The organism is Cryobacterium sp. 10I5 (genome assembly GCF_035019865.1).
Taxonomy (GTDB): domain Bacteria; phylum Actinomycetota; class Actinomycetes; order Actinomycetales; family Microbacteriaceae; genus Cryobacterium; species Cryobacterium breve_A.
The window spans coordinates 13778-30397 of sequence record NZ_JASJVI010000045.1; the positions used below are offsets into that span (position 1 = coordinate 13778).

At 60.4% G+C, this 16620-nt stretch carries 14 protein-coding genes and 2 pseudogenes; 12 read left to right on the forward strand and 4 right to left on the reverse strand.

Features of this window, described 5'->3' with window-relative positions; all coding sequences use genetic code 11:
• Positions 1 to 4: 4 nt before the first annotated feature.
• Entirely contained in the window at positions 5 to 1099 is a 1095-nt protein-coding gene (locus tag QN350_RS12095; RefSeq protein WP_322140484.1) for a sugar-binding protein, read from the forward strand.
• 184 nt (positions 1100 to 1283) lie between these two features.
• Here QN350_RS12095 and QN350_RS12100 read toward each other — a convergent pair.
• Positions 1284 to 1537 (reverse strand): annotated as a pseudogene (locus tag QN350_RS12100) (hypothetical protein); the annotation flags it as partial.
• Between the two features lie 83 nt (positions 1538 to 1620).
• On the opposite strand from QN350_RS12100, the gene QN350_RS12105 reads away from it, so the two are divergent.
• A complete protein-coding gene (locus QN350_RS12105) occupies positions 1621 to 2805 on the forward strand; it encodes an ATP-binding protein (RefSeq protein WP_322140483.1) in 1185 nt (394 codons plus the stop codon).
• 30 nt (positions 2806 to 2835) lie between these two features.
• Here QN350_RS12105 and QN350_RS12110 read toward each other — a convergent pair whose 3' ends face one another.
• Positions 2836 to 3231 (reverse strand): hypothetical protein, encoded by a 396-nt coding sequence (locus QN350_RS12110; RefSeq protein ID WP_322140482.1) that lies wholly within the window; start codon positions 3229 to 3231, stop codon positions 2836 to 2838.
• 381 nt (positions 3232 to 3612) lie between these two features.
• Between QN350_RS12110 and QN350_RS12115 the strand changes: the two genes are divergently transcribed.
• From QN350_RS12115 to QN350_RS12125, 3 genes are read left to right on the forward strand one after another with little or no spacing between them, the layout of a single operon-like run.
• Positions 3613 to 4725 carry a site-specific integrase gene (locus QN350_RS12115; RefSeq protein WP_322140481.1) on the forward strand — a complete coding sequence of 371 codons (1113 nt, stop codon included), beginning with the start codon at positions 3613 to 3615 and terminating at the stop codon, positions 4723 to 4725.
• Entirely contained in the window at positions 4722 to 5066 is a 345-nt protein-coding gene (locus QN350_RS12120; RefSeq protein WP_104169166.1) for a helix-turn-helix domain-containing protein, read from the forward strand. The genes QN350_RS12115 and QN350_RS12120 overlap by 4 nt, the downstream gene beginning before the upstream one ends.
• Positions 5056 to 6573, forward strand: a complete 1518-nt coding sequence (locus QN350_RS12125) for a site-specific recombinase (protein ID WP_323516466.1) — start codon at positions 5056 to 5058, stop codon at positions 6571 to 6573. Before QN350_RS12120 ends, QN350_RS12125 begins: the two co-directional genes overlap by 11 nt.
• Before the next feature lie 242 nt (positions 6574 to 6815).
• Here QN350_RS12125 and QN350_RS12130 read toward each other — a convergent pair.
• Positions 6816 to 7127, reverse strand: a pseudogene (locus QN350_RS12130) (transposase); the annotation flags it as partial.
• Between the two features lie 509 nt (positions 7128 to 7636).
• Between QN350_RS12130 and QN350_RS12135 the strand changes: the two are divergent.
• Both QN350_RS12135 and QN350_RS12140 read left to right on the forward strand, forming a co-directional pair.
• Positions 7637 to 8248 (forward strand): hypothetical protein, encoded by a 612-nt coding sequence (locus tag QN350_RS12135; protein ID WP_322140480.1) that lies wholly within the window; start codon positions 7637 to 7639, stop codon positions 8246 to 8248.
• Positions 8241 to 8930, forward strand: coding sequence for a hypothetical protein (locus QN350_RS12140; RefSeq protein ID WP_323507844.1), 690 nt, complete (start codon positions 8241 to 8243; stop codon positions 8928 to 8930). The genes QN350_RS12135 and QN350_RS12140 overlap by 8 nt, the downstream gene beginning before the upstream one ends.
• Positions 8931 to 8981: 51 nt before the next feature.
• Here QN350_RS12140 and QN350_RS12145 read toward each other — a convergent pair whose 3' ends face one another.
• Positions 8982 to 10058, reverse strand: a complete 1077-nt coding sequence (locus QN350_RS12145) for a LacI family DNA-binding transcriptional regulator (RefSeq protein WP_322140478.1) — start codon at positions 10056 to 10058, stop codon at positions 8982 to 8984.
• Between the two features lie 239 nt (positions 10059 to 10297).
• On the opposite strand from QN350_RS12145, the gene QN350_RS12150 reads away from it, so the two are divergent.
• The 5 genes from QN350_RS12150 (at position 10298) to QN350_RS12170 (ending at position 16412) form a co-directional block, all read left to right on the forward strand.
• Positions 10298 to 11545 (forward strand): ABC transporter substrate-binding protein, encoded by a 1248-nt coding sequence (locus tag QN350_RS12150; protein WP_322140477.1) that lies wholly within the window; start codon positions 10298 to 10300, stop codon positions 11543 to 11545.
• Positions 11546 to 11606: 61 nt separating this feature from the next.
• On the forward strand, positions 11607 to 12485 hold the full coding sequence (locus QN350_RS12155) for a sugar ABC transporter permease (protein WP_322135097.1): 879 nt from the start codon (positions 11607 to 11609) through the stop codon (positions 12483 to 12485).
• A complete protein-coding gene (locus QN350_RS12160) occupies positions 12482 to 13357 on the forward strand; it encodes a carbohydrate ABC transporter permease (RefSeq protein WP_322140476.1) in 876 nt (291 codons plus the stop codon). The genes QN350_RS12155 and QN350_RS12160 overlap by 4 nt, the downstream gene beginning before the upstream one ends.
• Positions 13354 to 15543, forward strand: coding sequence for a glycoside hydrolase family 36 protein (locus QN350_RS12165; RefSeq protein ID WP_322140475.1), 2190 nt, complete (start codon positions 13354 to 13356; stop codon positions 15541 to 15543). Before QN350_RS12160 ends, QN350_RS12165 begins: the two co-directional genes overlap by 4 nt.
• Positions 15543 to 16412, forward strand: a complete 870-nt coding sequence (locus QN350_RS12170; protein ID WP_322140474.1) for a family 43 glycosylhydrolase — start codon at positions 15543 to 15545, stop codon at positions 16410 to 16412. Before QN350_RS12165 ends, QN350_RS12170 begins: the two co-directional genes overlap by 1 nt.
• The last annotated feature ends 208 nt before the right edge of the window (positions 16413 to 16620 follow it).

The window sequence follows — 16620 nt, forward strand, 5'->3', positions numbered from 1 at the left end:
ACACATGAAAAAACTCCTCGCGACCACAGCAATAGCCGCGGTGGCACTGATGGCACTCTCCGGGTGTTCCACCCGGAGCGACACGAGCAGCGGATCGACGGCTGCAGCGGCCGGCTTCGCCGCTGACTCGTTGATCGGAGTCGCCCTTCCGTCAAAGACGTCGGAGAACTGGGTCCTCGCTGGCGGACTCTTCGAAGACGGTCTCAAGTCTGCGGGCTTCACAGGGGACGTGCAGTATGCGGGCGCGTCCACCACGGTCAAGGACCAGCAAGACCAGATCTCCGCGATGGTCACCAAGGGCGCCAAGGTGATCATCATCGGCGCGGCCGACGGCGGCCAGCTCAGCACCCAGGTCAAGGCAGCCCACGACGCCGGCGCGATCGTGATCGCCTACGACCGGCTCATCCTGAACACCACCGACGTGGACTACTACGTCGCCTACGACAACTTCAAGGTGGGCGCCCTCCAGGGCCAGGCACTGCTCGATGGGCTCAAGGCCAAAAAGGCGAGCGGCCCGTACAACATCGAACTGTTCTCAGGCTCCTCCGACGACGCCAACTCAGCAGTCTTCTTCAAGGGCGCGATGAGCGTCCTCCAGCCGAAGATCGATGACGGCACCCTCGTCGTCGGCTCGGGCCAGGTCGACATCAAGCAGACGGCGACTGCGGCTTGGAAGGCCGAGAACGCGCAGAGCCGGATGGACTCGCTCCTGACCAGCACCTACGGAACCAAGACGATCGATGGAGTTCTCTCACCCAACGACACGCTCGCACGGGCAATCATCACCTCGGTGAAGTCCTCCGGTAAGCCCATTCCTGTGGTCACGGGTCAGGACTCTGAAGCGGAGTCAGTCAAGTCGATCATGGCGGGCGAACAGTACTCAACAATCAACAAGGACACTCGCGTGCTCGTCACCCAAGCGATCACCATGGCCCAGAAGCTCCAGAAGGGCGAAACCCCCGAGGTCAACGACACCAAGTCCTACGACAACGGAAAGAAGGTCGTTCCCGCCTACCTGCTCCCGCCCGTCATCGTGACCAAGGCCAACGCAGCAGAGGCCTACGCGAACGACCCGAAACTCGCACCGCTCACCAAATAATCCCATAACCGCTGCAGCATCGAACGGCATCAGGGCCGGCCTCACACGAGGTCGGCCCTGACGCATTCATACCCTCGCCGGCACTCACAGGTGACATCGATTCTCGGTCAGATCAGCGGTCACGATCGGCGGAATACTCGCCGACTACAGCTCGGAACCGGCCCGCTGCAGGCCTTCTCGTGACCTACGCAAAGACGGCGCCGTTCATCGTTTCTCTCCCTCGAAAGATCTGGTCGTATGCGGTGAGGCATCGCTTGTTGGGGTTCCGAGGAGCCAGTTGTGCCAGATTCCTGCGGCAAGGGCGAGGAGGCGACCGGCAACGCGAGAGTAGACGCCGGGGATGGTGCGTCCACCGTGGTCCTCGAGGGTGAGTTTTCCTTTAAGGGTGTCGAAGAAGGACTCGACCCATTGGCGGATTCCGCCGAGTTTCCCGAAGCGTTTTTCTCGCCCGTGCGCCATTTTATAAGGCCTTCTATGACCGAGTAAACGATTCGTTTACTCGAGGCTATATTGTTTTAGTTATGGAACTTGCGACGAACCCGTTCAAGCCCGGCGCGGGACGGGTGCCACCGGTCCTTGCCGGCCGGTCGGATCTACTCCGTGAATTCCGTAACCGGCTCTACCAGGCGCGGGAAACGGGGGAGGGGGAACGACCCTGGATCCTCTCTGGGCTCCGCGGAGTGGGGAAGACCGTCTTGCTCAACCAGCTCGGACGCGATGCAGCCGAACTCAAGCTGGTTTTTGTGAAGGTCGAAGCCTCGAGCAGTAAGCCGCTGGCCGTCGCGTTGGCCAAGGAACTCCACCTCGCACTTCGACGAATCCTCTCAAGCTCTGACCGCGCAAAAGCGCTCTGGTCCAAGGCCGCCAGCGTGCTGCGTTCCTTCCAAGTGCGTGTCGACCCGTCAGGGACCTACTCCTTCACTGTCGACGTCGAACCTGAGCCTGGCGTGGCTGATAGCGGCGATCTCGCCGTCGATCTCCAGGAGCTCTTAGAAACCATTGGCCTTGCTGCGCGTGAGGCCAACACGGTCATTTTGCTGGCCGTCGATGAACTCCAGGAAGCCTCATTCGAGGACCTCGCTGCTCTCAACGTGGCCCTGCACAATCTCGGCCAAGACGTCTTCCCCGTCCCCGTCGTCTTCGTTGGAGCAGGGTTGCCGTCCCTGCCTGCCGTGCTCGCCGATGCAACCAGCTACGCAGAGCGCCTCTATGACTATCGCCAGATCGGGTTGCTCGACACCGCCGCAACCTCTGACGCCCTCACCGCCCCGACCCGTGCCAACGGAGTCGACTGGGAGCCTGACGCCCTGGATGCAGCGGTGACAGCAACCGGGGGATACCCCTATTTCATCCAAGCCTGTGGAAGCCATGTCTGGGCCGTGCGAGCCACGGACACCATTACTCTTCAAGACGCCCAAATCGGCATCGAGTCAGCGCGAACTGAGGTCGAGCAGGGTCTCTACCAATCGAGATGGGAGCGGGCCACCCCGACACAGCGGGCCTTCATGTCCGCAATGGCCACCGACAACGACGCCCCCTCATCAATGGCCGAACTCGTGACCCGTTTGCGGAAGAAACGCACTACGGACCTCTCCGTCAATCGCCGAGACTTGATACGGAACGGACACATCTACACGCCCGAACGCGGTTTCGTCGCATTCACCGTGCCCGGCATGGCCGACTTCATCATCAGACAAGGCCAATAGCCCGCCAGGCACCCGCGTCGACATCGGCACCTACCCGTGAGCAATGAACGACCGTGCCGCAGCGACCACGACCGGCCCGACTACAACCAACGGCTCACCACGCAACAAGGCCGCGGGAGACTTGTCACCCAACTCCGGATTCATCCCTTGGAACCACGCCTGGACAATCGTCGCGCTCTCTCGTTCACTCAAAATGCCAGCCACATAAAAAGAGGTACGCAACCGCTGGACGACGTCCGCGCCAGGTGCCCGGGAACCGTCCGCCCATTCACGCACAGAGCGCGTGTTCGACACCCGGCCCAGATAGGCGACGAGCTGGGCACCGAGGAGCTCGCGGAGACCCGTGACAATCCCGCCGGTATCCAGCCGCACAGAGTCCTCGTACGCGCGATAACCCGGCTGCGCAGCGGAGACAGGGATGCTCATACCCGCAATTCTTCCGCATCACACACCCGATAGCAAGAATCACTAGTGTATCAACGGGTAATACCACAGGCAAAATAACACTCAATATGACCGATAATGTCGATTATGTCAGTTTTGTAATGCATCTATTGCAGGAATTGCAGATTAGGACTCCCCTGGTATTTATCCGGCGCGGCGCCAGCCGCGTGAGGAACTTCCGCTGTTTCTCTGGGATGCGGGACGCTATATCTGCACTGGTCAAGGTCTGAGCGCTCCGCTTCAACGTGGGGAATTTCGCGGCGCATATCCTCTCGGGATCCCCGTATTTCCGCGGTTTCACGCCGCGTGCTTTGCATGTTTTGCATCCGAAGAGCATAATTTGCAGACAGGTTGAGGGGGCTTATGAGCGTTGCATCGGGCCGAGTAACCCATCTGCCTCTGCGCCCCGAGGCGACCAGCCCGGATGCCATTTTCACCGACATGGTCGACAGCTGGCGCCGCCAACAGCTCTCCCGCAATTTCCGGCACGAGACCATTTCTGGCCGCGAACGAACGATCCGTCGGTTCGCGGACTTCACCGGGCACTTCCCGTGGGAATGGACGTTCGCGGACGTCGAGGACTACTTCGCCTACACGCGCTCGGTATCAAACCTGTCCCAGGCCACCGTCCGGGCGTATCAAACCAACCTCAAACTATTTTGCGACTTCCTCACCGATCCGGCCTACGACTGGAGCGAAGTCTGCGGACGTTCGTTTGGCCGGCCGGTCACTCAGATCATCACCGACTTCAACCGGGCCACCCACACGCAACAGAATGAACAGCAGGCGACGAAACGACCGTTTTCGCGTCGTGAGCTGCAGGACTTCTTCGATCTCGCCGACGTCGAGGTCGAGCGTGTCATCAATTCGGGTCGCAAGGGCGCCATCGCCGCCTACCGCGATGCCATCGCGTTCAAGACCGCCTACGCCTGGGGACTTCGCGCCAACGAGGTGACCCACCTGCAGCTGGTCGATTTCTCCCGCAACCCGCACTCGCCCCAGTTCGGCGACTTCGGTGTCCTCCACGTCCGTTACGGGAAGGCCCAGAAGGGGTCTGCGCCCAAGCGCCGCTCCGTTCTCACCGTGTTCGAGTGGTCGCCTGAGGCCGTTCACCGGTGGATTCGCACTGGGCTGCCTCACCTTGCCGCTCAACCGACCGACCTCTTCCCCACCAGCCAGGGCCTCGTCGTGCCGAAGTCGAATCTGCGTCGACGCTTCCGCGCCTACGTCAACGAGCTGGGCTTCCCGGCCGGCCTGGACATGCATTCCCTTCGCCGGTCCTACGTCACCCACCTGTTCGAGTTCTATGGCTTCGAGCACACGTTCGTCCAACAACAAGTTGGCCACCTCCATGCGTCGACCACATCCATTTACACGGCAGTCTCCAGCGACTACCAAACCCGGGCGTTGAACCGCGTCCTCGAGCGCACGATCAACGCGACCACCAACAGCACCCCGTGGGAGGAAAAAACATGAAACGAGAAATCGAGTACCGCTGGCGCGCACGCGAGCTCATGGCGCGCCACGGCATGAAGAACAGCCGAGAACTCGTCGCCCCGCTCCGAGAACGCGGCATCACCCTCTCGGAGTCGCAGATCTATCGACTCGTCGCCCAGGATCCCGAGCGGATCTCCTTCAAAGTCCTGACCGCTCTCTGCGACATCTTCAACGTTGAGGCGAACGAGCTCGTCACCTTCACCGCAGCGAACGCCAAGAGCCAACGCCAAGAACGAGCAATCGCCTCCGGCGAGAACATCGTCAACTTCGCCGACGCATACAAACCCGTCCGCGCCCGCATCCTCGACGATGACGACTGAGCACCGCACCCGCGGACGCCCCCGCACCCCAGGCACCCTGCATTGCGACCGCTGCGGCGGTCTCGTCGCGAAAATGCGAGTGCACTGGCCAGACGGCGCCATCTGCGGGATCTGCTTCACCACAGCCACACACACCCGTGGCCCTTGCGCTACCTGCCGCGACACACGCCTGCTCCCTGGCAAAGACGCGGACGGAGCGAACATCTGCCGTGACTGCGCCGGAATCACCACACTCCTGCACTGCGACAACTGCGGCGATGAAGCCGAACGATTTCGGAACGGCAACTGCATCCGCTGCGTCCTCCGCGCCGATCTCACCGCAACCCTCCAACCCAACACTCCCCCGGACCTCCGGCTCAAACGCCTCGTCGCTGTCTTCGCCAATGCCGAGCGCCCCGAGAGCATCTATACCTGGAAACGCGGCATCGGCGCCAGCGCGCTCCTCACCCAACTGGGCACCAGGGAACTGTCCATCAGCCACGAGGCCTTCGACGCCCTACCCGCATCCAACGCCGTCGAACACCTTCGCGAAACACTCAGCCATCACGGCATGCTGCCGCCCCGGGACCGCCAACTGGCGGCGTTCGAACGCTGGCTCGAGAAGAGAATCATGTCTCTTGCTGACCATCGCGAGATCCAAGGACCAATCGAACGCTTCGGTCGGTGGCATCACTTGAAACGACTCCGGGCGAAGTCGTTGCCCGGCAAGAACATGAACTTCGCCGTCCGGTCAGCGAAGCAGGAAATCACCGAGTCAGGACGATTCCTCGCCTGGCTCCTATCCGAGCACGACACCACCTACACGGACATCCGTCAGTCGCACCTCGACGACTACCTCGCCTCCGGACCATCCACTCGCCATGCCATCAACACCTTCATCGCTTCGCTCGTCACATCACGCGAGATCGCGAAAGTCCGGGTCCCCCGTCGTGAGGCACGATCGACCCCGATCCTGACGCAGGCAGCCAGAATCGACCACATCCGCGCCTGCCTCACCGCCGGAGAAATGCCCGCCGCAGACCGCGTCGCCGCACTTATCCTGCTGCTTTACGCACACCCGGTCGGAAAGATCGCAGCCCTGAAAACCAGCGCACTCGAAGCGCGACCCGATGGCCTCTACCTGCGTCTGGGATCGGTGCCAGCCCTACTGCCCGCACAAGTCACGGCAACCTTCTGGGACTACGTCCACAACCGCCCCAACCAGCAAACTGTCAACACCGACAGCCCTTGGCTCTTTCCCGGCAGCCTGCCTGGCCAACACACCCATCCAGAAAGCATGCTGCAGCGACTTCGCAACTGGGGCATTGACCTCAACGGCGTCAGAAACACCGCCCTGCGCGACCTCGCCAGAGAACTCAATCCCACCGCCTTGGCCAACTCCCTGGGCTACAGCAGCAAGATACTCCACCAGCACGCTGCCGCCGCCGGAGCGCCACACGCCGACTACATCAACCTCAAATCACCACAGCTGCGGCCCTCGCCCAGGCTCAGTGCCGTGAAGGATTAGGACCCTTTCGGATAAGTCCAGTTCCCGCTTGGAAGCCGACATCTTCGCATTGGACGCGTCCCCCGCGGATTGGACTCGACGACGATCCAAGACGTCGCGGCGTGGATCGAGGACCGTTACAACCGTCGGCGGCACTCCTCGATCGAGCATCTCACCCCGGTGGACTTCGAGATGCAATTCTCATCACAGGTTGCAGAGATCCAACTCGCCGCTTAACCCGTGTCCACTCTCGGGGGTCAAGACCAGGCAGGGAAGAACGACCCCTGGCGCAGCTTGGGGATCTTCAGGTTGAGGTCCCCGGCCGTCGTCGTCAAGACGCGCGGGCGGGTCCCGTTGCGCTGGGTGGTGCGCTCATCGGAGCGTTCGAACCGGCCGGCACCGATGTGGGCGGTGGCCTCCGCGTCGATGAGTTCTTGATAGAGCGTTTCGGTCACCATCCGGATTCGATCGGTGACGTTGGTGAGCTTGAGTTCCGAGAGGAGCGCGAGCAGGGCAGACTGGTCTAAGCCATCGTGTGACGTGTCTTTCTGTGAGGAACTTTGAACGGTTCTCACTGACCATCGCACGGTGGTTTCCTACGTTGTTAATCCAACGCTCGAAACCCGGGAACTACACCACTCGAGAGGACGCAACCCTAACGGTTGCTTCTTACCGGCTGGCCTTCAAGCTTAGTGAGAACGGGCCGCACCCCCGAAGGAATGCGGCCCCTTTCTACCTAGATGCGGAAAGCCCGACCACAGTTACCGCAATTGAGGGTCCATGCCGCTCAGCGGTGGGCAATGGAGGCTCGAAAGCGGCTGGATTCTTGGTAAATAGCGCAGCTGACCAACACTTTTCCAAAGTGCCCCTGGAGGGACTCGAACCCTAAAAACGTCCCAATCGCCGAGCGGGAGTGGCCCAAACACCCCGGAAAGTCAAGGGTTTTTGATGACTACAGCTGCATACGATCTAGGTCGTTTGCCCACGAGTGTGGGCAAAGTGTGGGCAAGCAGATACATCCCAGTATCCATATAAATACAGATACATGTTTCCATATTTATGTAAAACCTGCGAGCATGATGCTATGAAGAATGTGGAGATAGTCTGGCGCACTTTGGCCGACGCCGCGCTGGACGGCCGGCGAGACTGGAACAGCATCGGGGACATCGCTGAAGCATCGTCGGTCGCGCCGTCGACCACTCATCAAGCTCTCGGGCGACTCGTCGACATCGGTGCCGTCCGCCCAAACTCGCGTCGCGGCTACACCGTCGTCTCGCCCGAGAAGCTCCTCGAAGCCTTCGCGGCTCACCGCAACTTGCGTGCTGACACCATGGTCTCAACCACCCTTCCCGCCGCCCAAACGTTGCTCGACGACGTCGAGGAGGCCTACGCGCTCAGCGGCAGCAGCGCCGCGGTGCACCATCTCGGCGGACGCAACACCGTCGCCGATCTCGGCCGGCGCATCGTCTACACAGCCCGCGCGCTGTCCCAAGCCGACTTTCCTGTGGGAGACGAGGTGATCATCCTCAGCGAAGATCCACTGGCCGCACGCACCTGGAAGTCCGGATACGCCAGCCTCGCGCAGACCTACGCCGATCTATGGGCAAGCCCGGGCTGGCAGGCAGCAGAGTTCACCCGTGCGCTGAAGGCCAAGCTATTCGCGGACGCGGATTGGGAGCAGCGAACCAGTGCCTAACCTCTACGAAGACGAGCACGGAGTTATCCGTGCTCTGGTCGACCGACTCGGTCATGACCTCGAGCCGTCGATCCTCATCGGCGGCTGGGCGACATTCGTGCGCGTCGGCGGGGAGATCAGCCTCGACATTGACCTGATCACCTCGCAGGACAGTCGCCACAAACTCGAGCAGTTGATGGCGGACCTCTCCCCCAGCAACAACCACCAGGGGCGAAAACTGCGCGCGACGATCGACAACGTGCACCTCGACATCTACCTCCCGTACGAATCCCAACTCGGCGGCAAGCTACGCCTCAAAGTCGAAGTACTCGCCGAATACCCCGACGAGCTCTCGTTCGAAAAGTGGACACTGCTGCGACTCGAAGCTCACATCGCCACCAAGATGGCGGCACTCCTTGACCGCCATTTCTCGGAGAAGGGCCAGAAGGATGCCCGCGAGATTCTCGCGCTGCTGAAGCTCGACGGTGTCGACCCCGCGGTTGCGGCTGAAGTACTTCATCGAGCATCGACAGTGAGCATCGACGATCTGCCAACGATGATCGGTGAAGCTTTCGACCTGATCGGCAACATCAGCCGGCTAACGAAGGCGGACCAGAAACTCATCGGCTCGGTAAAAAAATCATGGGTGAACGAGCTAACACAGCGCGCAGTGCGTCCGCAGGAACTACGTCCGTCCCTATAGGTTCTGCTGCCGGTTTGGTCACGGTGTCAACTAGATCGACAGCAGACCCTGTCATGAGGTAGAGGGCGGCGGCGGCCCGGTGGAACCCCGGATGACTAGAGATGGTTCGAGCGAGATGTTGCGGGGCCGTTCCCCCTCCACCAGGCGCGCCAGTTCCTGAAACGCCTGCGCGCCAGTTTCTATGAAATCCTGGTGAATCGTGGTGAGCGTAGGCGTGAAATGCTGCGCGTCGGGGATGTCATCGAATCCGACCACGCTGAAGTCGCGAGGCGCGTAGAGACCTGCATCCGAGTACGCGTGCATGACGCCAAGCGCCATCTGATCGTTGGCACAAAAGATCGCGGTCACGCCCACATGCCGCATCAGTTCTTGCCCCGCACGGTAGCCGCTCGCGGAGCTGAAGTCGCCGTGCAGGTGCCGCTCGAGAGACTGGCCTCGCTGATATAAGGCGCTTTCGATACCCGTCAGCCTTTCGCCGGCATAGCCCTCATCGGCAGGCCCGTCGACGAAGGCGATACGACGGTGGCCGAGGTCAAGGAGGTGCTCACCCGCGAGGACGCCACCATGTACGCCATCAGTTCCCACGCTCGAGATCCCCGCAGCGGGGTTCCGTGACATCTCGACGACAGGAAGGGTTGCGGCGATCTTCTGCGGCGCGGAGTAGCGTTGAGACATCGGCGACGCAAGGATGATTCCTTCAACGCGCTGACCAAGCAGTCGATCAAATGCTCGGGCGACAGCGTCTTCAGACGCGTGGCCCGTCTCAGGTTCGAGCACTGTGGCGAAGATCGTTGCGATCCCGGCAGATTCGGCAGACTGCCCGATGCCGAACTGGCTTTGGCCGAGGGACACGTTCATCGGAATGCCCAGGTTGATCACTCCGATTGATTCGGACCTGTTCAACACCAAGCTTCTGGCGATACGGTTTGGCTGGAAGCTGAGGGCGTCGAGGGCTTCGCGTACTCGGGTGAGGGTCGGCTCCGCGACGTTGTTTTTGCGATTGACGACGCGAGAAACAGTCTGAGCAGAAACCCCCGCCAACCGGGCAACATCGGCAAGACTCGCGTGGCCGTTTCCTGCTTGGCTCTCCGAGGAGATCAACCCGCTGGTCAGAGCGTCCGTCGCCATAGTCCATACTCCTGCCTGATATCTAAAAAAGACTCTACTAGAGAGGATGGCAGCGCTAACAACAATTTCATTGTTAGCGTTGACATTGCGTTCCGTATATGTACAAAATTACTTACCCAGGCTGCATGGCGATCGACTCCCGCTAGCCAAGAGCCGGTACTTCGCCCGCAAAGTGCGCGAGCGAGGAACCCTGAAGTACCTATGAGAGGACCCCAATGATGAGGTACAAAAATTTGCGCTTGCTCGGCGCATTCGTCGGCGTCGCGGTGGTGACATCCGGACTTCTTTCCGGATGCAGTACGGGACAAAGCCCGGCGGCATCGTCGACCTTGAAAGTTCTTGCCTGGAAGGGCGGTGGAACCGAGCCGGCGGGGGTTGCTGAGGTCAACGCCGCTTTCGAGAAGTCTCACCCTGGAGTGAAGATCGACTTCACTTACATGCCCGCTGGCGACTCGTACACGCAGAAGCTCTCAGCCGAGCTTCTCGCCGGCAATGCGCCAGATGTCTTCATGGGCGACCCTGTAAGCACCAAGACGCTTGCTTCTTCCGGATATCTGGCCGATCTAGGAAAGCAGTCGTGGGCGTCGGACGTGCTTCCGGACCTGAAGTCCTTCACCGAAGGGAGCGATGGGAAGGTCTATGCCGCTCCCACCGAACTGATCGGCATCACCACATACGCGAACATGGATTTGCTCAAGAAAGTCGGCATTACCGAAGTCCCGACCACTCGGTCCATCTTCCTTGACGACATGGCGAAGCTGAAGGTTGCGGGCATCACCCCTCTCTCTCTCCCCGACAAGTCGGCATGGACGGCGCAGGCCACGCTCCAGCAGATCGCCTCTACGCTTGTTTATCGCGACGATCCCACGTGGGATCAGAAATTCATCGCGGGGAAGACCAGTTTCGACCGCGATTGGTCGTCGAGCGCAAAGCAGTTGGTGGACTTGGACTCTCAAGGCTACGTAGCTTGGAAGTCGGAGCTCGGCACCGACGAATGGAGTCAGGGCCTTCAGGATTTCAAGGCCGGCAAGAGTGCATTCTGGGTTCAGGGTGCATGGAACCTGGCTGACGTTCTCCAGGCCGGCATCAATGCGCAAATCTTCCCCTGGCCCGCAGATGATGGCAAGCAAGTCTCGACTCTGTTCGCAGGCGTGATGTGGCAGGTGAACAACGCTTCCAAGGCCGACAATGTCGCAAAGGAATACGTCGACTACTGGTCCACCGGACACTCTGCGCCGTTCCTGAATTCGGAAAATGCCATCAGTGCGTTCAAGTCCGTTACTACTCCAAAGTCGGATGCGACGGCGCCTTTCAACGCCGCATACGCCGCGGGCCAATACCGGATTCTGCCCGGGAATACCTGGCTCAACGGAAACGAGGCACAGCTCGGGCAGGCGATCCAGGGGATGTTGTTGGGGCAGACCACACAGCAGCAACTGCTCGCTACTTATGACACGTTGGGCCGCAAAGCACTCACCAGCAAGTAAGCACCCATGATCGAAGGCGGGGGGCGAGGCCACACGCCGCCCGCCGGAAAGAGGAACATCGTTGTTCGCGAACCGAAAACTCACCGCCATTGGATTTCTTGCCCCGGCGATTGTCATATATGGGGCGCTAATTATCTATCCCCTGATCCGTGGGGCCTACCTCAGCTTGACGGACTCGCGCGGTGGTCCGGTGGCGAATTTCGTCGGGCTGCAGAACTTTGCGGAGGCACTGACCGACCCCGTTGTGCTAGAAGCGTTCAAAAATACGATCATTTACGCGGTCGTCGTTGTCGTGATTCAGACAGTGTTGGGTGTCGCGCTCGCACGGGCGATATTCAGTCGGCCGAGGTGGCGGCGTGCTCTCAGCATCGTGATGCTGCTGCCGACCCTTGTTGCCCCAGTGCTCGCAGGGTTCATCTTTTCCTACATTTATGCTCCCGATGGGCTTCTCAATCGGACGCTCGATGGGGTCGGCCTGGGCGGGTTGAAACATATTTGGCTCGGTGACCCTTCCACGGCGTTAATGTCGGTCGCGGCAGTGAACGTGTGGATGTTCGCTGGCTACTCCGCGGTGATCTTCCTGGCCGGGTACCTATCGATGCCGGGCGACATCATCGACGCGGCCCAGATGGATGGTGCGGTTGGGTGGAAACGGTTCGCCCTAATTGAATGGCCACTTCTTGCACCATCGCTGACCGTGAACACGACGCTGTCCCTCATCGGCTCGCTTCGGGTCTTCGAATTTCCGCTGGTACTCACCAACGGTGGTCCGGCTAACTCGACTCAGACCCTATCGCTTGTCATATTTCAGAAAGTGTTCTCCGGCGGCAACCAGTTCGCCTACGCCGTCTCGATCTCAGTCCTCTTGTTGTTGGTCGTCGTCATCATCACCGCCAGCATCAACAGGGCCCTCCAGCTTCGCGAAAGGCGGATGTCATGAATCTCGTAGCTCACTCATCGAAGAAGCGCGGGGGCGCTGGGTCGCGGTTGCGCGTTTCTCCCGCGCAAATCCTTTCCAACATCGGGCTGACCTTCGCCATCGTTGCGCTGATGCTTCCGTTCGTTCTGACGTTGTCAGTCGCGTTCAGACCGGCGAAAGACGTCGCATCGAATGCCATCGCCATCCCGACGCATCTGACGTTCTCGAATATCACAGACACTTTCACCAAGCTGGACTACGGCATTAGCGTATTGAACACGGTCATAGTGGTTCTCGGATCCACGGCCCTCACGATCGTGATCGGCGCAATGGCGAGCTATCCGCTCGCGCGCATATCTCGCCCATGGACGAGCGCCGTCTATCGGTCCTTTCTGCTCGGAACATCCATTCCGATTTTCGTGTTGCTCGCCCCTCTGTACTTGCTCATCCGCGACCTGGGACTGCTCAATACCCACCTCGGAGTCGTCTTCATCTACACGGCGTTGAATCTCCCGCTGGCGATCTTCTTCTTCACCAGCTTCTTCCGTCAGATCCCCCTCGAGCTGGAGGAGGCAGCGGCCCTCGACGGGGCGGGGCCCCTGCGCAGTTTCTTCTCGATATTGCTTCCCTTGCTTCGGCCTGTCACAGCGACACTCGCGACCTTCATGACGCTGAACATTTGGAACGACCTTCTGATCCCATTCGTGTTTCTTCAGGACACCGGAAGTCGCACAGTGATGGCAAACGCGTACGCGTTGGTGGATCCGAAATCGGTGGAACCGACTGTTCTCTTCCCAGCAGCGCTCCTCGGGGTTGCCCCCCTTCTCGTGATATTCCTTCTCCTTCAGCGAAACGTCGTTGAGGGATTGACCTCGGGGGCGGTGAAAGCATGATCGCCGAGCAGCTCACCCATGAGGGCACGGTACTCGAGTGGGGCAACGGCCTACTTCGTCTCCGGCTGACTCACGGAATGGATCAACCCGTCGTCCTCGAGGACATCGTGCGGGGCGTCGCCGACGCCCCCACGAGGACGCCGAAGCAATCGCTGGTCGAAATCTTGATCCCCAGTCTCGGGTTGACTGACACCCCCAACCGTATGGACAAGACCGCCCTGGGGGCACGCCTTCGGTACCGAACTCATAGCGAGGAGCGAGACGCGGATACACTCCGTCTGATCGTCGAGCAACATGATGATGTGATCGGGCTGATCGTCGTGACTATCTTCGAAACCGTCGAAGGAGCGGCCGCCTTTCGCACCCGGAGCGTTGTCAGCCTTGAACCAGGGCGACCGGCGATACGAATCGCCGCGGTATCGAGCTTCGCCACCGGCGCGATCCTATCGGATGACTTGACTAGCTTAAAAATTTGGCGTGCCCGGAGCAGTTGGTCGGCGGAGAACCGCTGGGAGGTCGTGCCCCTTCGGGACCCAGCTGCTCAACTCATAGCCCCTCATGACCCTGCCGAATATCGGCGCGGATTCACATCAGCCACCAGCTTCGGGACGTGGTCGTCCGGCTCTTTCGCGCCCGCTGCGGTTGCCGTGAACTCGGTGCGCGCTCTCGCCTGGCAAGTGGATAGCCCCAGCCCGTGGCGATGGGAAGTGGGGGAGCGAGCCTGGGACCGATCGGCGCTTCCGCGATTTATGGAACCTGAACCGATCGGCCAGATCGTGCGCCGGGACATCGACGACGGTGCGTACTTGGTCGTCAGTGGGCCGACTGACGACTTTCATCAATGGACGCATCTGCTGGTACAAGGAGACGCATTCGAGTCGGTCACGGTGAGCGTCGGCGTCGGGCAGAGCGTGGAAGATGCCCTCGCTGGGCTCACTGAAATACGACGCGCCTGGCGCCGAATGCGAGGCGGTGCCCCTGAATATCCGGTTATCTATAACGATTTCATGGGAACTCTCGAGGGAGACCCCACGGAAGAGAAGTTACTCCCTCTCATTGAAAGCGCCGCACGTGTTGGGGCCGACTATTTCTGTATCGACGCCGGATGGGCCGATAACGGAGAGGGTTGGGCTGATTCGGTCGGGGACTGGAACCCTTCCCTCTCCCGCTTTCCGCGCGGGATTTCGACCACCCTGGACGCTATCCGGGCGCGCGGCATGAAACCAGGGCTTTGGTTGGAACCGGAAGTCGTCGGTGAAACGAGTGACGCAGCCATCGAACTTCCCGAGGAGGCTTTTCTCCACCGATTCGGTGGCCGGATCCGCGATCGCGGCCGCTTCTACTTGGATTTCCGGAGTTCCGCCGCTACAAGCCATCTCGACCGGGTCTTGGACCGACTGGTCGTCAAGCTCGGAGTCTGCTTTTTCAAGTTCGATTACAACTCCATGCTCTCTCCTGGGCCCGACGGAGATGGCGGCAGCGCTGGCGGTGGATTATTAGAAAATGCGCGGGCTCACGTAGCTTGGCTCGCCCGGCTTCGGCAGCGCCATCCGGAAGTTCTCATCGAAAACTGCGCCTCGGGCGGGATGAGGTCCGACTTCGGGATACTCGAGAACGTACACATCCAGTCAACGTCGGATCAACCGAATCCACTTCTTTACCCGAGCATTGCGGTGGGCGCTCTGGCGCACATCCTGCCCGAGCAAGCCGGTAATTGGTCATATCCCCAAGCGGATATGACCGACGAGATGATCTGTTTTACGATTGCCAACGGTCTTGCGGGGCGTCTTTATTTGGCTGGGGTGCTGAGTCGAATGGACGACCGGCAGCTGGACCTCGTCGCCGCGGGAGTCTCCGTTCACAAGCGTCTGATCAAAATCCAGTCAAGCTCTATTGTCAGGTATCCGACCGGCATGGCTCGGTGGGGCGAACCACGGACGACCGTCGCTTTCGACAACGCGGAAAGCGGCGAGATCGTCGTCATCGTTTGGCGCCAGAGTGGTGCAGATCCCGCTGTCGTTCTCGAGATCGGAGTCGATGACGGCGCGACCGTCGAGCAGGTTTTCCCGCCGCCGGGAATCGGTCGTCCGTGGACGGTGGAGTTGAAGAACAGGCGGCTTCTCATCACGGGGTCGGGTGATGAGCCTGCTGCGCGGGTTTATCTCGTGACGAAGACGGTCGGCTGATGCCTTACTTGTTCTCGTACTTCACAACTCAGGATGAATCCCTGCACCTTTCCCTCAGCTGGGATGGCATCGTATTCGAGCCCGTCGCAGGCGGCGGTTCTATCGTTAGCAGTCCGATCGGGGAACGGACTCTCCGCGATCCCTTCATCGGGCGCGCATCCGACGGGCTCTTCCACCTCCTAGCCTCGAACGGCTGGGCAAGCACGAGCATCGTCCACGCCACGAGCGCCGACCTTCTCGATTGGGTCGATTTTGAGGCCATCCCTGTGATGTCGAAAATTGCCGGCGCGAAGAACGCCTGGGCGCCTGAGTTCTTCTCTGACCGCGACGGAACGATCAACATCATCTGGTCGTCCTCGGTGGGACCGGAACCCGACGCTGGCGTCGACTGGCTGGCCAGCGAGCAGTACCACTCCATCTGGAGCTGCAAAACGCGCGACTTCCGCTCCTACACCGAATCGACGATCTACCTCGATCCAGGGTTCTCGTTGATCGACGCGACCGTGTTCAAACGACCCGACTCGTCGGGCTTTTTGGTCGCCAAAGATGAAAGTGGAACCAACGAGACACCCCAAGTCCGAAAAGATCTCCTCATCTGGGCACTGAGCCCAGATGGACGGCCGGAAGGAACCGGCGTGCGCTTTGGAAGCCCGTCATTTGTCGAAGGCCCCACGGTTTTTGAAAGCGGTGGCCGTCTCGTCATGCTGTTCGACCCATTCCTCGAGGACGGCTATCAAGCAATGACTTCCGTGGACGGGTGGGATTGGGCGGCTGCCCGGCTGGAGTTACCACGGGACGCACGCCACGGATCCGTGACGGTGATTTCTAACGCCGAGGCGGCTCGGCTTCATTCAATGAACGAAAGGTAGATAGGTCTGCTGCACGGTTAGGTGACATCTGAGTTGGCTTGCCTTGCGGGGTGGCCTGAAAGGATGTTGTTGTGCCTAAGCCTTATCCGAAAGAGTTCCGTGAAGATGTTGTCGCTGTCGCGCGTGGCCGTTGGCGCGTCGCCTCATCGGGTAGCGCTGTTCTGATAACCCGGTAGCGCTCTTCTGCCTAAGTGGTAGCGGCCCGGAC

Excerpts from the sequence above, each read along its gene's own strand:
- QN350_RS12115 (WP_322140481.1), top strand. The coding sequence starts at position 3,613 with ATGAGCGTTGCATCGGGCCGAGTAACCCATCTGCCTCTGCGCCCCGAG.
- QN350_RS12145 (WP_322140478.1), bottom strand. The coding sequence starts at position 10,058 with ATGGCGACGGACGCTCTGACCAGCGGGTTGATCTCCTCGGAGAGCCAA.
- QN350_RS12170 (WP_322140474.1), top strand. The coding sequence starts at position 15,543 with ATGCCTTACTTGTTCTCGTACTTCACAACTCAGGATGAATCCCTGCAC.
- QN350_RS12110 (WP_322140482.1), bottom strand. The coding sequence starts at position 3,231 with ATGAGCATCCCTGTCTCCGCTGCGCAGCCGGGTTATCGCGCGTACGAG.
- QN350_RS12165 (WP_322140475.1), top strand. The coding sequence starts at position 13,354 with ATGATCGCCGAGCAGCTCACCCATGAGGGCACGGTACTCGAGTGGGGC.
- QN350_RS12120 (WP_104169166.1), top strand. The coding sequence starts at position 4,722 with ATGAAACGAGAAATCGAGTACCGCTGGCGCGCACGCGAGCTCATGGCG.
- QN350_RS12160 (WP_322140476.1), top strand. The coding sequence starts at position 12,482 with ATGAATCTCGTAGCTCACTCATCGAAGAAGCGCGGGGGCGCTGGGTCG.
- QN350_RS12125 (WP_323516466.1), top strand. The coding sequence starts at position 5,056 with ATGACGACTGAGCACCGCACCCGCGGACGCCCCCGCACCCCAGGCACC.
- QN350_RS12135 (WP_322140480.1), top strand. The coding sequence starts at position 7,637 with ATGAAGAATGTGGAGATAGTCTGGCGCACTTTGGCCGACGCCGCGCTG.
- QN350_RS12105 (WP_322140483.1), top strand. The coding sequence starts at position 1,621 with ATGGAACTTGCGACGAACCCGTTCAAGCCCGGCGCGGGACGGGTGCCA.
- QN350_RS12095 (WP_322140484.1), top strand. The coding sequence starts at position 5 with ATGAAAAAACTCCTCGCGACCACAGCAATAGCCGCGGTGGCACTGATG.